Origin of the sequence: Micromonospora arida, from assembly GCF_003857035.1 — a bacterium.
GTDB lineage: Bacteria > Actinomycetota > Actinomycetes > Mycobacteriales > Micromonosporaceae > Micromonospora > Micromonospora arida.
Map to the genome: position 1 here is coordinate 1 of NZ_QGSY01000114.1, position 14,249 is coordinate 14,249.

Annotated in this window: 17 protein-coding genes and 1 tRNA gene; 9 read left to right on the forward strand and 9 right to left on the reverse strand. The window is 71.2% G+C overall.

What is annotated here, in order from left to right:
* Positions 1-77 precede the first annotated feature (77 nt).
* The 5 genes from DLJ58_RS05950 (at position 78) to DLJ58_RS05970 (ending at position 5,049) form a co-directional block, all read left to right on the forward strand.
* Positions 78-449, forward strand: coding sequence for an SCP2 sterol-binding domain-containing protein (locus DLJ58_RS05950; protein WP_124854229.1), 372 nt, complete (start codon positions 78-80; stop codon positions 447-449).
* Positions 449-2,509, forward strand: a complete 2,061-nt coding sequence (locus DLJ58_RS05955) for an amylo-alpha-1,6-glucosidase (RefSeq protein WP_124854230.1) — start codon at positions 449-451, stop codon at positions 2,507-2,509. Before DLJ58_RS05950 ends, DLJ58_RS05955 begins: the two co-directional genes overlap by 1 nt.
* Before the next feature lie 94 nt (positions 2,510-2,603).
* On the forward strand, positions 2,604-3,356 hold the full coding sequence (locus tag DLJ58_RS05960) for a lysophospholipid acyltransferase family protein (protein ID WP_124854231.1): 753 nt from the start codon (positions 2,604-2,606) through the stop codon (positions 3,354-3,356).
* A 99-nt stretch (positions 3,357-3,455) separates the two neighbouring features.
* Complete coding sequence (locus DLJ58_RS05965) at positions 3,456-4,064, forward strand: isochorismatase family protein (RefSeq protein ID WP_124854232.1); 609 nt, start codon at positions 3,456-3,458, stop codon at positions 4,062-4,064.
* A gap of 4 nt (positions 4,065-4,068) precedes the next feature.
* A complete protein-coding gene (locus DLJ58_RS05970) occupies positions 4,069-5,049 on the forward strand; it encodes a GlxA family transcriptional regulator (protein WP_124854233.1) in 981 nt (326 codons plus the stop codon).
* Here DLJ58_RS05970 and DLJ58_RS05975 read toward each other — a convergent pair.
* From DLJ58_RS05975 to DLJ58_RS05995, 5 genes are all read right to left on the reverse strand, one after another.
* Entirely contained in the window at positions 4,931-5,653 is a 723-nt protein-coding gene (locus tag DLJ58_RS05975) for a hypothetical protein (protein ID WP_124854234.1), read from the reverse strand. The two genes, DLJ58_RS05970 and DLJ58_RS05975, sit on opposite strands and share 119 nt — an antisense overlap.
* 72 nt (positions 5,654-5,725) lie before the next feature.
* Entirely contained in the window at positions 5,726-6,439 is a 714-nt protein-coding gene (locus tag DLJ58_RS05980; RefSeq protein ID WP_091405585.1) for a response regulator, read from the reverse strand.
* Positions 6,412-7,620: a hypothetical protein gene (locus tag DLJ58_RS05985; protein ID WP_208740879.1), complete on the reverse strand. Its 1,209-nt coding sequence runs from the start codon at positions 7,618-7,620 to the stop codon at positions 6,412-6,414. Before DLJ58_RS05985 ends, DLJ58_RS05980 begins: the two co-directional genes overlap by 28 nt.
* Positions 7,610-8,788 (reverse strand): sensor histidine kinase, encoded by a 1,179-nt coding sequence (locus DLJ58_RS05990; RefSeq protein WP_124854241.1) that lies wholly within the window; start codon positions 8,786-8,788, stop codon positions 7,610-7,612. Before DLJ58_RS05990 ends, DLJ58_RS05985 begins: the two co-directional genes overlap by 11 nt.
* A gap of 118 nt (positions 8,789-8,906) precedes the next feature.
* Positions 8,907-9,302, reverse strand: a complete 396-nt coding sequence (locus DLJ58_RS05995) for a VOC family protein (protein WP_124854235.1) — start codon at positions 9,300-9,302, stop codon at positions 8,907-8,909.
* Between the two features lie 139 nt (positions 9,303-9,441).
* On the opposite strand from DLJ58_RS05995, the gene DLJ58_RS06000 reads away from it, so the two are divergent.
* The gene (locus tag DLJ58_RS06000; RefSeq protein WP_124854236.1) at positions 9,442-10,428 is read left to right on the forward strand and encodes a hypothetical protein; all 987 of its coding nucleotides are present in this window, start codon (positions 9,442-9,444) and stop codon (positions 10,426-10,428) included.
* Positions 10,429-10,457: 29 nt separating this feature from the next.
* On the forward strand, positions 10,458-10,892 hold the full coding sequence (locus DLJ58_RS06005; RefSeq protein WP_124854237.1) for a VOC family protein: 435 nt from the start codon (positions 10,458-10,460) through the stop codon (positions 10,890-10,892).
* 8 nt (positions 10,893-10,900) lie between these two features.
* Here DLJ58_RS06005 and DLJ58_RS06010 read toward each other — a convergent pair whose 3' ends face one another.
* Together DLJ58_RS06010 and DLJ58_RS06015 are read right to left on the reverse strand one after the other, a co-directional pair.
* Complete coding sequence (locus tag DLJ58_RS06010; RefSeq protein WP_244218801.1) at positions 10,901-11,266, reverse strand: hypothetical protein; 366 nt, start codon at positions 11,264-11,266, stop codon at positions 10,901-10,903.
* Positions 11,267-11,467: 201 nt separating this feature from the next.
* On the reverse strand, positions 11,468-11,848 hold the full coding sequence (locus DLJ58_RS06015) for a VOC family protein (protein WP_244218802.1): 381 nt from the start codon (positions 11,846-11,848) through the stop codon (positions 11,468-11,470).
* 678 nt (positions 11,849-12,526) lie between these two features.
* Between DLJ58_RS06015 and DLJ58_RS06020 the strand changes: the two genes are divergently transcribed.
* Entirely contained in the window at positions 12,527-12,829 is a 303-nt protein-coding gene (locus DLJ58_RS06020; RefSeq protein ID WP_124854239.1) for a MerR family transcriptional regulator, read from the forward strand.
* A 234-nt stretch (positions 12,830-13,063) separates the two neighbouring features.
* Here the strand turns inward: DLJ58_RS06020 and DLJ58_RS06025 are convergent.
* Positions 13,064-13,139: transfer RNA gene (locus tag DLJ58_RS06025), tRNA-Arg, on the reverse strand.
* 160 nt (positions 13,140-13,299) lie between these two features.
* Between DLJ58_RS06025 and DLJ58_RS06030 the strand changes: the two genes are divergently transcribed.
* The gene (locus DLJ58_RS06030; RefSeq protein ID WP_124854240.1) at positions 13,300-13,995 is read left to right on the forward strand and encodes a hypothetical protein; all 696 of its coding nucleotides are present in this window, start codon (positions 13,300-13,302) and stop codon (positions 13,993-13,995) included.
* Between the two features lie 22 nt (positions 13,996-14,017).
* Here DLJ58_RS06030 and DLJ58_RS33775 read toward each other — a convergent pair.
* Positions 14,018-14,249 (reverse strand): hypothetical protein (locus DLJ58_RS33775; protein WP_208740881.1); only part of this gene is annotated, 232 nt, incomplete at its 5' end.

Sequence of the window (14,249 nt, forward strand, 5' to 3'; positions counted from 1 at the left end):
GTGCAACGCCGGCCGTCCGTGCGACGCGAGCGCGGTGGGTGGGATCCCCGGCCCGGCAACTGGGAGGAGTGGACCCGATGGTGGACGCGACCACGAGGTTCTTCGAGGACCTGGACCGGCGGGGGTACGAACCCCTGCTGGCCAAGACCTCCGGGACGCTGCGGATCGACCTGCACGAGGGGGCGCAGACCTGGCACTGGCTGCTGAGGATCGACCACGGCCGGCTGAACGTCAGTCAGGAGGACCAGGAGGCCGACACGGTCATCGGCGCGAGCCCGGTCCTCTTCGACGACATCGCCTCCGGGCGCGAGCACGGCTTGGCCGCGCTGCTGCGGGGGGACATGACGGTGTTGGGCGACGCGCGTCTCGTAGTGCAGGTGGAGCGGATCTTCCCGGGCTCTCCGGACGCCCGTGGGCCGCGCCGCCGATTCGCCGGGGAGGTGCACTGATGGGGCAGAGCAACACGATCAGGATCCTGGACGGCAACACGTTCGTCGTCTGCGAGGACACCGGTGACATCGAGGCGACGCCGAGCGAGCCCACCGGGCTCTTCTCCATCGACACCCGGTTCCTGTCGACCTGGGTGCTGACCGTCAACGGCGAGCGACTCAACTCGCTCTCCTACGACGACCTGCAGTACTTCGAGTCGCGATTCTTCCTGGTCCCGGGCATGGCCACGCACTACGTGGACGCGAAGCTGTCGATCATTCGGGAGCGCACGGTGGGCGGCAGCTTCTGTGAGCAGCTGACCATCCTCAACCACGACGAGAAGCCGGTCGACCTGGAAATCCGGATGGACGCGGCGTCGGACTTCGCCGACCTGTTCCAGGTCAAGGACGAGATCCTGAACAAGAAGGGCGAGATCTACACCGAGGTGGAGTCGGACCGGCTGCGGCTGGGGTACCGGCGGGGGAACTTCCGGCGGGAGACGATCATCTCGTCGTCGGTGTCGGCCCGGTACGACAGCAAGGGCTTCGCGTACACCGTGCACCTGGAGCCCAACGAGCAGTGGGACACCTCGATCGATGTCCAGACCCAAGCGGTCGGGCCCGGCGGCCGGGATCTGCGGTTCGGGCTGCGCAAGCACGGCAACGAGCGGCTCGCTCTCCAGCACGACCTGGAGAAGTGGATCGCCGACGCACCGAAGGTCAACAGTGAGCACGGCCGGGTGGCCAGCACGTACCGGCGCAGTCTGATCGACCTGGCGGCGCTGCGCTTCTCGCCGCTGTCGTTGGGCGGCGCCACCCTGCCCGCCGCCGGCCTGCCCTGGTTCATGACCATGTTCGGCCGGGACAGCATCCTCACCTGCCTGCAGACACTGCCGTTCACTCCGCAGCTGTCGAAGACGACGCTGCGCATCCTGGCGTCCCTGCAGGGCAGCCGGTTCGACGACTTCCGGGACGAGGACCCGGGGCGCATCCTGCACGAGATGCGCTACGGCGAGACCGCGGCCTTCGAGGAGCAGCCACACTCGCCGTACTACGGCTCGGTCGACGCGACGCCGCTGTTCATCGTGCTGCTCGACGAGTACGAGCGGTGGAGCGGGGACGTCGCGCTGGTCAAGGAGTTGGAGCAGGAGTCCCGGGCCGCGCTGAGGTGGATCGACAACTACGCCGACCTGGTCGGCACCGGCTACATCTGGTACGAGCGACGCAACACCGACACCGGCCTGGAGAACCAGTGCTGGAAGGACTCCTGGGACTCGATCTCCTACTCCGACGGCACGCTGCCACCGTTCCCACGGGCCACCTGCGAAGTGCAGGGGTACGCGTACGACGCGAAGGTCCGCGCGGCCCGGTTGGCACGGGAGTTCTGGGGTGACCCGGAGTTCGCCGACCAGTTGGAGCGGGAGGCGGCAGAGCTGAAGGAGCGGTTCAACCGGGACTGGTGGGTGGACGACGGCGAGTACTTCGCCCTGGCCCTGGACCCGGACGGCCGACAGTGCGACATCCTCAGCTCCAACATCGGCCACCTGCTGTGGAGTGGGATCGTCGAAACCGAGCGGGCGGAGAAGCTCGCCGCGCACCTGGTCGGGCCGCGGCTCTTCTCCGGCTGGGGGGTGCGCACCCTCGCCGAGGGGGAGGCACGCTACAACCCCATCGGCTACCACAACGGCACGATCTGGCCGTTCGACAACTCGTTCATCGCCTGGGGCCTGCGCCGTTACGGCTTCGCCGAGGAGGCCGCGACCATCGCCAACGGCATCCTGGACGCGGCCACGTACTTCGACGGCCGGTTGCCCGAGGCGTTCGGCGGCTATCCGCGGGAGCTGACCAAGTTCCCGGTGGAGTATCCGACGGCGTGCAGTCCGCAGGCCTGGTCGACCGGCACGCCGCTCCTGCTGCTGCGCACCATGCTCGGTCTGGAGCCGCACGAGGGTCACCTGGCGGTCGAGCCACGGCTGCCGGTGGGGATGGGTCGCATCGAGGTGCTGGACATTCCGGGTCGTTGGGGCCGGGTGGACGCGTTCGCCCGGGGTCGACTGGACCTGAACAAGCTCGGCGACTGACTGACCGGACCGTCGAACCGGCGGCGTGCGCCACCCGCGTCGCCGCCGGTTCTCCACCCAGCCGACACCCAGCCGGTCAGGGTAGATTCTGCGAATGCCGGAGCTCGTGTACCCGCCCGTTATCGCCGCCGCCAAGACGATGTTCCGTCTTCTCGACCTGAAGATCACCATCGAGGGCGCCCACCACGTACCCCGCTCCGGCGGGGCGGTGCTGGCCAGCAATCACGTCAGCTACCTCGACTTCATCTTCGCCGGCCTGGGCGCGAACCCCTCGGGGCGGCTGGTCCGGTTCATGGCCAAGCAGTCGGTCTTCGCGGACCGGATCGGTGGCCCGTTGATGCGCGGGATGAAGCACATCCCGGTGGACCGGCAGGCCGGCGCTGCCTCGTTCCGAGCCGCGGTGGACGCGCTGAAGCGCGGCGAGGTCGTCGGCGTCTTCCCCGAGGGGACGATCAGCCGGTCGTTCACCGTGAAGGAGCTCAAGAGCGGCACGGTCCGGATGGCCCGCTCGGCGAAGGTGCCGGTGCTGCCGGTCGCGGTGTGGGGCACCCAACGGCTCTGGACCAAGGGCCGCCCGCGTACGCTCACCCGCCGGCACACACCAATCACCATCCTGGTCGGCGAGCCGATCAACCCAGCGGACTTCCCGGACCCGAACGTGCTGGCCGCCGAGCTGACCACCCGGCTCAGCGCCCTCGTCGACCGGGCGCAGCGGGATTATCCGGACACCCCGGCCGGCCCGGACGACACCTGGTGGCAGCCCGCGCACCTGGGCGGCAGCGCGCCCACACCGGAGGAGGCCGCCGCTCTGGACGCCGCCGCCGAGCAGCGCACCCCCAGCGCCTGACGCCAGGGGCCTCGACACGCGCCCAGTTGGCCGGATCGTTCCGCACCGGGGCACGATGATGTCTGCCGGCGCGATCGCCGTCCGGCCAGGATCGACGTCATGAGCAGAGCAGCACTTGTCGTGATCGACGTGCAAGAGTCCTTCCGCCAGCGCCCGATCTGGGCGTACGGCTCCAACCCCGACATGATCCGCCAGGTCGACCGGCTGGTGGCTGCGGCCCGCGAGCGCGGCGACCTGGTGGTCTGGGTCCTGCACTCGGAGCCCGGCACGGGCGGGTTGTTCGACCCCGCCCTCGGGCACGTGCGGTTGATCGACGGGTTGGTCCCCGCCGAGGGTGAGCCGACGCTGGTCAAGACCGCGCACAACGCGTTCACCACCACGAACCTCCAGCAGGTGCTCACCCAGGCGGGCATCACCGACATCACCGTCTGCGGCATCCGCACCGAGCAGTGCGTGGAAACCACCGCCCGGGTCGGCTCCGACCTCGGCTACCGGATGACGTTCGTCACCGACGCCACGCTGACCTTCCCCATCCCACACCGGGACCTGCCGGAGACCGCCACGGTCGCGGAGATCCTCGCCGACCCGCGCACCCTGACGAACGAGGAGATCGTGACCCGCACCGAGTACGCGCTGGCCGGCCGCTTCGCGACCATCCGCACCGTGGACGAGGTCACCGGCGCGACCCTCGCCGGCAGCCGGGGCTGACGTCGTGACCCGGGTCGTCTTCCTGCTGGTCCCACAGCTGCACCTGCTGGACCTCGCCGGGCCGGCTCAGGTCTTCTCCAGCGTCGCCGACCTCGGGTACGACTATCAACTGCACTACGTCGCGGAGCGCGAGCAGGTGCCCACCGTGCAGGGCGTACCGCTGGTCGCCGACACCCGGTGGCCCGAGCTGGCCCCGGACGACCTGGTGATCGTGCCCGGTTGGCGACCGGCGGCGCACGGGCCGCAGGGGCCGGTGTCGCCCGGCGACCTGCGGCGGCTCGCCGAGCACCACGCGGCCGGTGGCACGGTGGCCAGTGTCTGCGCCGGGGCGTACGCGCTCGGGCGGGCCGGGCTGCTCGACGGCCGACGCTGCACCACCCACCACGAGGTGCAGGACGACCTGGCCCGCCGGCATCCGGCGGCCCAGGTCGTGCGCGACGTGCTGTACGTGGTGGACGACCGCGTGGTCACCTCGGCGGGTATCGCCAGTGGCATCGACGTGGCGCTGCACCTGGTGGCGACCCGGCACGGCCCGGCGACCGCCGCGAAGATCGCCCGCACGCTGGTCGTCTACGCCCGCCGCAACGGGCACGAGCCGCAGGCCAGCGCGTTGATGCGGCACCGCTCACACCTGTCCGACTCGGTGCACCGGGTGCAGGATCTGATCGACAGCCGGTACGCCGAGCCCTTGCCGCTGGCCGAACTGGCCGCCGCCGGCGGTGTGGCCGAACGAACCCTGACCCGGCTCTTCCGGGCGAGCACCGGCCTCACTCCGCTCGGCTACCAGCAGCTGCTCCGGGTGGAACGGGCCGAGCACCTGATCGGGCACGGCACCACAGTGGAAGCCGCCGCTCGGGCGGTCGGCTTCACCGATGCCCGGATGCTGCGCCGCCTGCGAGCCCGCCCCACGAGGTCGGATCCGGTCTCGAGCGGTAGTAGTCGTCCCGGGAGTGGAACTCCACCGGCAACGAGCCGGGCAGCGTGATCCGGGTGTCCCCGGCGAGCAGACCGGGGCCGGCCCGCAGCAGCAGCACGTCGCGCTCCTGGGCCGAGAGGTCGACCAGTTGTGGACGGTTGAGCCGGAACATGGCCACCGCCCGGCGGACCTGCCGGGCCAGCGCCACGACCTCGGCGGTCGTTCCGCTGAGGGCCAACGCCGGCTGCTGAATGGTGCGCAGCGCGTCGCAGACGATCAGTAACTGCGCCGGGGCGTCCGGCGCGCTCGTCGGCAGCTCCAACCGGGACGGCCACTGCCAGCGGATCTGACCGCTCATCAGGCCGTTCACTCGAGCCGGCGGTCGGGCCCGGTGCGTGCCGTCGGTGACCAGCGACAGCTGCGAGCCACTGCCCACCCAGCAGATCCGCTGGTCGGTGACGGTCACCGCGACCGGCTCCGGCATCTGCCAACGGCGGCGCACCTCACTGGGCCCGAGCAGGTAGCCCGCGACCAGCAGCTGGTGTCGCCCGAGCAACCGTTCGCCGGGCATCGGTCGCAGGTTGTAGCGGCGGTCCAGGGTCGGGCCCACGTCGTCGTCGGGGGCGTCGAACCGGTGGGGACCGATGAAGAAGGGGGACGCGTCGGCGTGCATCGTCACGACCTTCCGGTCAGCTGGCTGTGTACTGAAGCCTTCCGGACCGGAGCGCCCCTGTCATGACGCCTGTTAGGGGGTCGGCCGGTCGTGTGTCGCCTGTGACCGGTAGATGCCGATCTCCTCCGGGCGGACGAGACCGTCCTCGATCGCACGGGCGAGTAGTGCCGCCTTTGTGGCGGCTGGTCGCCCCGCCCGGGTGTACTTGATCCGCGCCCGGTCGACGTACTGCTTCACGGTGTGCTCGCTGATCTGCATCCGCCGAGCCACCGAAGCCTTGGACATCGACTGGAACCAGAGCAGCAGCGCCTCACGCTCCTTGTCGGACAACATCGGCCGGTCCGGTCGCGGGTCGCCGACCATCGCACCGGCCAGCGCCGGCGGCACGTACGGGCGGTCGCTCGCGGCGGCCAGCACCGTCTCCACGCAGTGTTCCCGGCCCTCGTGTTTGGCCAGGAACGCCACCGCCCCGGCGTCCAGCGCGGCGAGCATCGTCTGCGGGTCGGTGTGCTCCGAATAGACCACCACCCGCCTGCCGGCGGCGCTCAGCTCGGCCAACTTGTCCAACGCCATCCGACCGTGCAGCCGCAGGTCGAGCAGGATCACATCGGCGTGCGGCGCCGCCCGCAGCACCGCGTCCGGGTCGTCGCCGGTGGCGAGCACCGTCAGGCGCGGTTCGGTGGCGAGCCAGGCGCGGACCCCCTCGACCACCACCGGGTGGTCGTCGACGATCGCCACCCCGACCGGCCGATCGCCGGTCACCGCCGCCACCGGGTCTGCGCCCATCTGATGTTCCCGTCCCGTTCGTAGAGGTACTGCACCGGCCCGTCGTCGTGCTCCCCGGGGGGCGGGCCGGTCGACTCCGGTCCCTCCCGGTCCGGCGTGACGAGGCTGACCACCACCTCGTCCGGGCCGGAGACCACTGTCAGTCGCGCCCATTCCCGGGCGTCGGCGAGGGTGCCGGTGAGCGGGTCGGCCAGCCGGCGGCGGACCTCCACCGGCAGCGGAGGCGGGGTGCCGATGGTGACCAGGTCGATCGGGAGACCGTTGCGTTCGGCCAGGTCGGCGGCGGCTCGCAACTCGTGCAACAGCGGGTCGGGCACATCGTCGGACTCGGCGATCAGCCGGCGCAGCCGGGCGGCGGCCAGCATGCACCGGCGCTGCACCTCCGGGTCGTCCGGGTCAGCCTGGCCGCCGGCCAGGTCCCCGAGGACCCGCCCGGCCGCCGAGCTGACCAGAGCGAGCCGGTCCCGGCGTTCCCGAAGGCCCCGCTCGGCGGCATCCCGCTCCGCGGCCATCGCGTGACCGGCGACCGAGACGGCGGCCCGTTCCCGAGCCAGGCCGACGATGACCGTGCTGCCCACGAAGACCGCCACCGGCAGGGAGAACGTGCCGTAGACGTACATCACGTAGCGCGCCACGTCGGCCGGATCGGGGCCGTGCACGAGCACGGCGACCAGCGCGATCAACGCGTGCGTGCTGAGGAGCGCGATCAGCCCCACGACGCGCCGACCCCACACCGCCAGCACGAAGAACCAGCCGAGCGTGCCCCACACCCAGTTGGCGGCGGTGAACAACTGCCGCTCACCGGCGGCGGCGAAGACGGCCGCGTCGACGACCAGCAGCAGCCCGGCCAGCGGCCACGGCGGCAGTGGCGAGCCTTGCAGCAGTCGTACCCCGGCCACCGCGCCGGTCACGGCGACCAGGATCCAGGCGCCGAGCACCACCGCTGGCGCGGCGAACTCCGCGCGGGCGGACAGCACCGCCGGTAGCGCGATCGCGACGTGCCAGGCCAACGCGATGGCGACGGCGGCGATCCGGGCACCCCGGTCGGACGCGTGCGCCACGGCGGCCGGCGCGGCGAGCGTGGCGGGGGAGTCCGGCTCGCGGGGGGTCGGGACGCTGGTGCGGTTCGGTGCTTCCGGCGCGTCGGTGGGGTGCGCCGGGGTGTTCAGGTCAGCCGACACCGGGCCACTCCAGTCGAATCCGGGTGCCCGCGCCGACGGCCGAGTGCACGACGGCCCGCCCACCGACCGTCGCCATCCGGCCGCGGATCGACTCGCGCAAGCCGTACCGGTGGGGTGGGACGGTGGACAGGTCGAAGCCGGGGCCGTCGTCGGCGACCTCGACCACGACGCCTATCGCGTCGCGGCTCAGCCGCAGCGTGGCCCCGGCGCCCGGCGCGTGGCGGACCACGTTGGACAGTGCCGCGTAGGCGCTCTCGCTGATCGCGTCGGCCACCCCGACGGGGACCGTGCAGGACGCCAGGTCCAGCCGTACCGCAAGCTCGGGCAGCCGGCCGACCATCAACCGCAACCGCCCGTCGAGCGGCACCGGGCCGTCGCCGGCCACCGGGCCGACGTCGGTGAGCGAGACGAGGGTACGCAGGTCGGCCGCGCACCGGTCCCGGAAGACGACCGACGGTCCGGCCACCGCGCCCAGCCCCACCATGGTCAGCGTCCCGAGCACGGTGTCGTGCAGGTCGCGGTTCTGCTGGCGTTCGGCCTCGCGGGCGGCGCGCGCGACCAACGCCTCCCGGGTCATCCGCTGGTGTTCGACGAAGGCGCGGTCCGCCCGGCCGATGCGCCGGCGCATGACCGCCGTCATCATCGCCGTGCAGGCGGTCTGCGCCAGTAGCGTGGCCGCGTGGGCCCGAGCTTCGATGGGGTTGCCGGCGGCCTGCGCCCCGGTCACGTAGGTGGCTATCACGAGTAGTCCGGCCGGGATCGACCAGCGTGCCGAGGTCGTGGCCTGTGTGTTGATCACCGTGGTGCTGGCCAGCACGGCGATCCAACTGCCCTCGCCGGGCAGCACCTCGGGCGCCACCAACACCGGGATGAGAAGGCAGGTCAGCGCGGTGACCGCCACGTCACCGGCGACGAGGCCGGGGCCGATGCCGTGGCGCAAGGCGCGGTGCGCATACCAGAGAGACCAGCCGGTCAGCACTGCCACGGCGGGCAGCAACACCGCCTGCTCCACCGGCGGGGTCTGCACCGACACGGCCACCGCCGCGCCGAACAGCCCGCAGCTCAGCCGCAGCAGCGCTGGCAACGTGGTGAAGATGAGGCCCAGGGCCCCGCCGGCCGGATTGTCCAGCGTGGGCGGCGGCACGGTTGGGGTGGCAACGGCCGGCATCGGGAAGTGTCCTTCCGACAACGACCCGGTCCGGGTCCACACGGCGTAGATCGACATCGGACAATAGCATGGGGGCCGTGGCGGAGTGATCCTATGTGTGCGGAGTGTCGCTAATGTGTCACTCTGTGCTGCGGGGCTGAAGGAGGTCCCAACGGTTGCCATAGAGATCGACGAACACCGCTACCGAACCGTACGCCTCGTGCCGCGGTTCCTCCAGAAAACGGACCCCGGCCGCCACCATCCGGGCGTGGTCCCGAGCGAAATCCTCCGTGTAAAGAAACAGCCCGACCCCGCCGCCGGTCTGGTCGCCGATCCGAGCCTGCTGCTCGGCGCTGCTCGGCCGGGCCAGCAGCAGGGCAGTCTCCCTGGCCCCCGCCGGGCGGACCACCACCCAGCGTGAACCGTCCGGTCGGGCGGTGTCCTCCACCAGCTCGAAACCGAGGTCGCCGACGTAGAAGTCGATCGCCTCGTCGTACTCCCTGACCAGCAGCGCGACAAGTCCCAGATGTGCCATTCGGCCATTCTGCCGGCGGACGCCCCGAGCCCAGCCGGCGACGTCCCCACCGGTCACCAGCGTCACGCCGCGGCCCGGCCGGCCGGAACCGGACGCGTCCGTCGTCCGTCTCATCCCCGGGTGGAAGGTGGTGAGCTGGATGCGTTCGTCTCGTACGGCACTGGCGGTGGCACTGCTCGGCATGGCGCTGGGTGGTTGCGGTGGCACGGAGCTCGGACCGGGTGGGGCGGACGAGCCCGCTCCGGCTCAGATCGTCGATGGGTGGACCTCCTGCGCCAAGGAGGCGCCCCGGGCCGGCGAAATGATCACGGAGACGTCGCCGCCGGCAGTGAAGGAGCCGACCATCGGTCGCATCGACCCGGCGTTCACCCCGGTCGCGGCGGTGATCTGTGGGCGCGAGATCCGGCCGGGCCCCAACGGCGGCCAGGAGCAGATTGCCACCGAGCGACGCGCCGAGCAGATCGCACCGCTGCTCACGGCGCTGCGCCTGCCCAGCGAGCAGACCGGCGGGGAGGTCGCCTGCACCCTCGACATGGTCATCCCGCCGTGGCTGGCTCTGCTCGACGAGCGGGGGCGCTGGCTGCGGCCCCACATCCCGACGGACTCCTGCGGCAAGCCACGCGGCGAGGTGATGGACGCCCTGGCCGAGCCGACGTGGACCACGGTGGACACCCGTACCATCCGGCAGATCGAGTCCGCGGCGGCCGAAGCCGCCGGATGCGCCCAGCAGTGGAAGGATCTGGTGTGGGCAGACATCCGGAACGGTAACCCCGGGTCGGCCGGGCCGGGCACCCGCCCGGCCGCGGGGCCGCTGCGCCTCTGCGTGTACCAGGTGCCCGCGTCGCTTCAGGACGGCGAGAAGCCGCCGGGCGACTTCGTGTACGGCGGACCGCTGCCAGCCGAGCGCCAGGCGGGCGTGCTCCGGGCACTGTCCAACCGCCGGGCGGTGGTCGACTGCGCCACCCCGGCGACCCGCTTCGCGGTGCTGCGCCCACTCGACGGGAGAGGCCCCGACCGGCACGTGGAACTCGACGGCTGCCGACGGTTCCTGGTCGCTTCAGCGACGGGTGGGGCGCAACTCGGCCAGGGCGACGACGCGCTGGTCGCCCTGCTGGGGCCCGTCTAACGTCGGAGGTACGCGCTACCGTCCCGGCCATGGCAGCTCGGATCTCCCTGACCCTCGACTCCACCGACGCACAGGTGCTCGCCGCCTTCTGGAAGACGGCCCTGGGCTACATCGACGAACCACCACCACCGCCCTTCGCCACCCGCGAGGAGTGGCACGCGCAGTTCGACCTGCCGGAGGACGACCTTCCCGAGCATGGCGCGTGGCTGTGCGACCCGGACGGCGTCGGCCCGTACCTCTCCATCCTCAACGTGCCCGAGCCCAAGACGGCGAAGAACCGGCTCCACATCGACATCCGGGTGCCCGGCCACGGCAGCCCCGACGAGCGGTGGGCGCGGATCAGGGCCGAGGCCGAACGGCTGACGCAGGCCGGCGGACGGGTCCTGGCAGAGTTCGGCCAGGAACACGTGGTGATGGCCGACCCGGAGGGCAACGAGTTCTGCGTGGCGGTAGCCTCAGCCTGAGCACGCCGTCACCAGCTGTCCGGGCGGTCGAGATCGCGGGCCGGCTGGTACCCGCCGAGGATCGCCAAGCCCTCCGCCTCGGTGTAGCCGTTTCCCCGACCCTTGCGGAACGCCTCGACGTGGCAGGGCTTGACCACCATCTCCAGCACGTCCCTGCCTTGCCGGCGGGCCCGGTAGGGGCCGGCGACAAGATCTCCGCGCCGGGCGTCGTCGCCGGCCGGGGCGAGTTGCGCCCGAACGGTCAGCCAACGGCCGGATGCGTCACCGACCACCAGGGAGCCCTCGACGAAGGAGTCCCGCGCCGACCGGCCGAGCGTGACCGAGCACTCCAGCAGCCGTCCGTCGGGCGGCAGCGACTCCAGCCGGAACGGCACGACGCAGCGGTGGGCACCGTCGAACCGGACCCGAGGTGCGAGCGAACGCGTACTCCTCGAACGTCACGCCCTATTGACGCCGTAGGCCGGCCAGCCCGTAGACACCCGGCGGGAACTTTCTGCCGGGCAGGGCCGTCGTGACGCGCCTACCTGTCGCTGACGTAGATGCCCCGCTGCGGCACGTCATCACCGGGTTGCGCGCTAGAGCTGTTGGACGATCTGGACCGGGTTGCCGTCCGGGTCGGCCGTCCAGGCGATCAGCAGGCGATCGAGCCACCGATGCGGTGCGGCCAGTGCTGGCGCGCCGTTCGCCGTGAGTTCGGCGTACGCGGCGGCGGTGTCGTCGGTCCAGAGGATCACCGCGGCCCGCTGGCCATGGGGTACGGGGTCGAGCCCGTGATCGTCGCGGGTGGAGGCCACCGAGGCGACGCCGATCTTGTAGCCGTCGAGGACGAGATCGATGTGGATCGGCTCGCCCTCGGCCGGCACCCGGAAGGTCTCAGTGAAGCCGAGACCGGCGTAGAACTCGGCGGCGCGGGAGACGTCCTCGCTGAAGAGGATCACCTGCGGGGTGCGGAACATCGACACGGCCCGACGCTATCAACGCAGTGCTGGTGCTGGTGCTGGTGCTGAGCGCCAGGAGACAGCTGTGCGCCAGCGGGGCTATCTCCGTCCTCGGAGAAAATCTATGTTCGAAGCGCTAGACATTCGCACCGTCATCAACTAGCGTTTCTGTGGTCGAGAACAGAGCCAACAAAGACGCTGACGTTGCCGCCCCGCACGAGGGCGAAGGAGTGGGGCCAAGGATCTTGCAAGCCCTGCTCAGCTCGGCGGCAGAGATTTGCCGCAGTTCGGCAGTGCGCAGGAATGCGTGTGACAGCGGGTGGGGCCAACGCTTGTTCAGGGCTTCACCCGAGGTGAGAAGAGTTCGTCGTACGTGTCGGGGCCATGAAGTTGCGTGGGGCTCGGACACCGACGGACAGCACGGAGTGCAGCAGAGGAAATCAGAGGCAAGGGAGGGCATTACACCGTTGGATCGCCCGCAGCCAGTCGCACTTGTGGGCTGGGCGCGGACACCGCAGTTTCCCTCGAACGAGAGGTGGTCTCCGGTCACGCTTATGCGATCCTCGCACCCGAAGCCGTCACTGACGGCCGGTGTGGACAAGACAAGCCGACGTTCTGTCGGTAGATGGTGTTCCTGACCCACAACCCTTGGGCCCCGGTGCTTCCGAGCACCGGGGCCCTCGTGATGGAGGTTCCATGGCTCAACCCGACGACATGCTCGACGATGAGGACTACCCCGCCTACACGATGGGCCGCGCCGCCGAGATCATCGGCTGCTCGCAGGATTTCCTACGCCGACTCGGCGACGCGAAACTGATCGACCCGCAGCGCTCCGGTGGAGGGCACCGCCGCTACTCCCGCTACCAACTGCGCCTTGCCGCGCGAGCTCGGGAGATGTGCGACCAGGGCACGGACATTGCCTCGGCCTGCCGGATCATCATTCTTGAGGACCAACTCGAAGAGGCCCTTCGACGCAATGAGCGCCACCAGCAGGGCTGAGCAAACCCTCCGCGCGGGCCTGGCCGCACGGTGAAGCCGAGCGCCATACGGTCCCTCCCCTCAGGGCAGGGGCCGTCTGTCGTCTCGGGAAAGGTCTCGGTCATCTGGACGGGCGGGCCTGGCGGCAGCGCTCGATTGTGGTCTCGTGCCTGCGGCTTCCGGATGACCAACTCTCCAGACACGGCCGTGGCCGTGGTGAGTTTTCTCGTTGGAGCGGAAGCTGCAAGTCAGCGGTGGTGCGCCCGGCAGGATTCGAACCTGCGGCCTTGGGATTAGAAGTCCCCTGCTCTATCCGCTGAGCTACGGGCGCGTGTGGCGTGGATGTCGCGCCCAGAGGGTACCGCCGTCCCACTGCCCGACGGTGAAAAGGGTGCCCGCGTCCACGTTGCCGAGCAGAGTCTCACGTCCGCCCCGTAGCGGGCATCCGGGTTACCGCGGAGCGGCCTGGCCGTGGACCGTACCTTTGGCTGGTGTTGCTGGATTCCGACGCCGAGAGCGACGTCGCCTACGAGCTGTGCCAGGTCGTCGGTCGCGCCATCCTGCCGTACCGGTCATCGGGCGACTTCGGTACCGCGTTCTTCTTCCGGGGCGGCGACGACCCGGTGGGGGAGTCGCTGCTGACGGCGGCCGACCTGGTGGTCGGTTCGGCTGGTGAGTTGGGCCTGCGGGCCAGCGTCACCGAGCCGGCGGGGGTGGCCCCGGCCGTCATAACCGAGGCCGAGATCGTGCCCGGTTGGGCCCGCTTCGCAGGCGACGGGGTCGCGGTGTTGCCGACCGCTGGCCTGCACCGGTATGCCGGCGACGGCGGCTGGCGGTGGCGCGTCCAGCCGGTGCCGGCGGGGATCGCCGCCGGGCCCGAGGTGGTCGCCCGCCTCGGCGCCGACGCCAGTTCCGCCTTCGTGCTGGCCCATGGGGTACGCGAAGACGGGTCGCGGCCGCTGGAGGTCGCGATCGAGCGGGTGGTCCGCGACGGGGACGCCGTGCTGATCACCACCGAGCTGCCGCCGGGGTACGTCGGCGCGCCGGTCTTCATCGTTCAGGCTGAACCCACCGGTGAGGTCTCCCCGTACTGCCTGGGCCTGGTCCTGCCAGGTGTCGGCGCGCACCCGGTGGCCACCTTCGACCGGATCCGTGCCCTCCTCCCGGCGACACCCGGCGACATGTGAGCCGCGGCGCCGTCCGGCCCACTCAGCCGCCGAGCGTCGCCGCCCCTGCCGCGTCGGCCGTCTGCGTGCTGGTCGGCGGCGCGTCAGCGCGGTCGGCGTCGGTACGCGCGGCGTCAGCTGAGGACGCGTCTGGCCGAGCGGCGTCTGATCGAGCGGCGTCGGCCGGGGCGGCGTCGGTCGGCGCCGCGTCGGTCGGCACGGCGTCGGGCGGCACGGCGTCGGGCGGCACGGCGTCGGGCGGCGCGGCGTCGGGC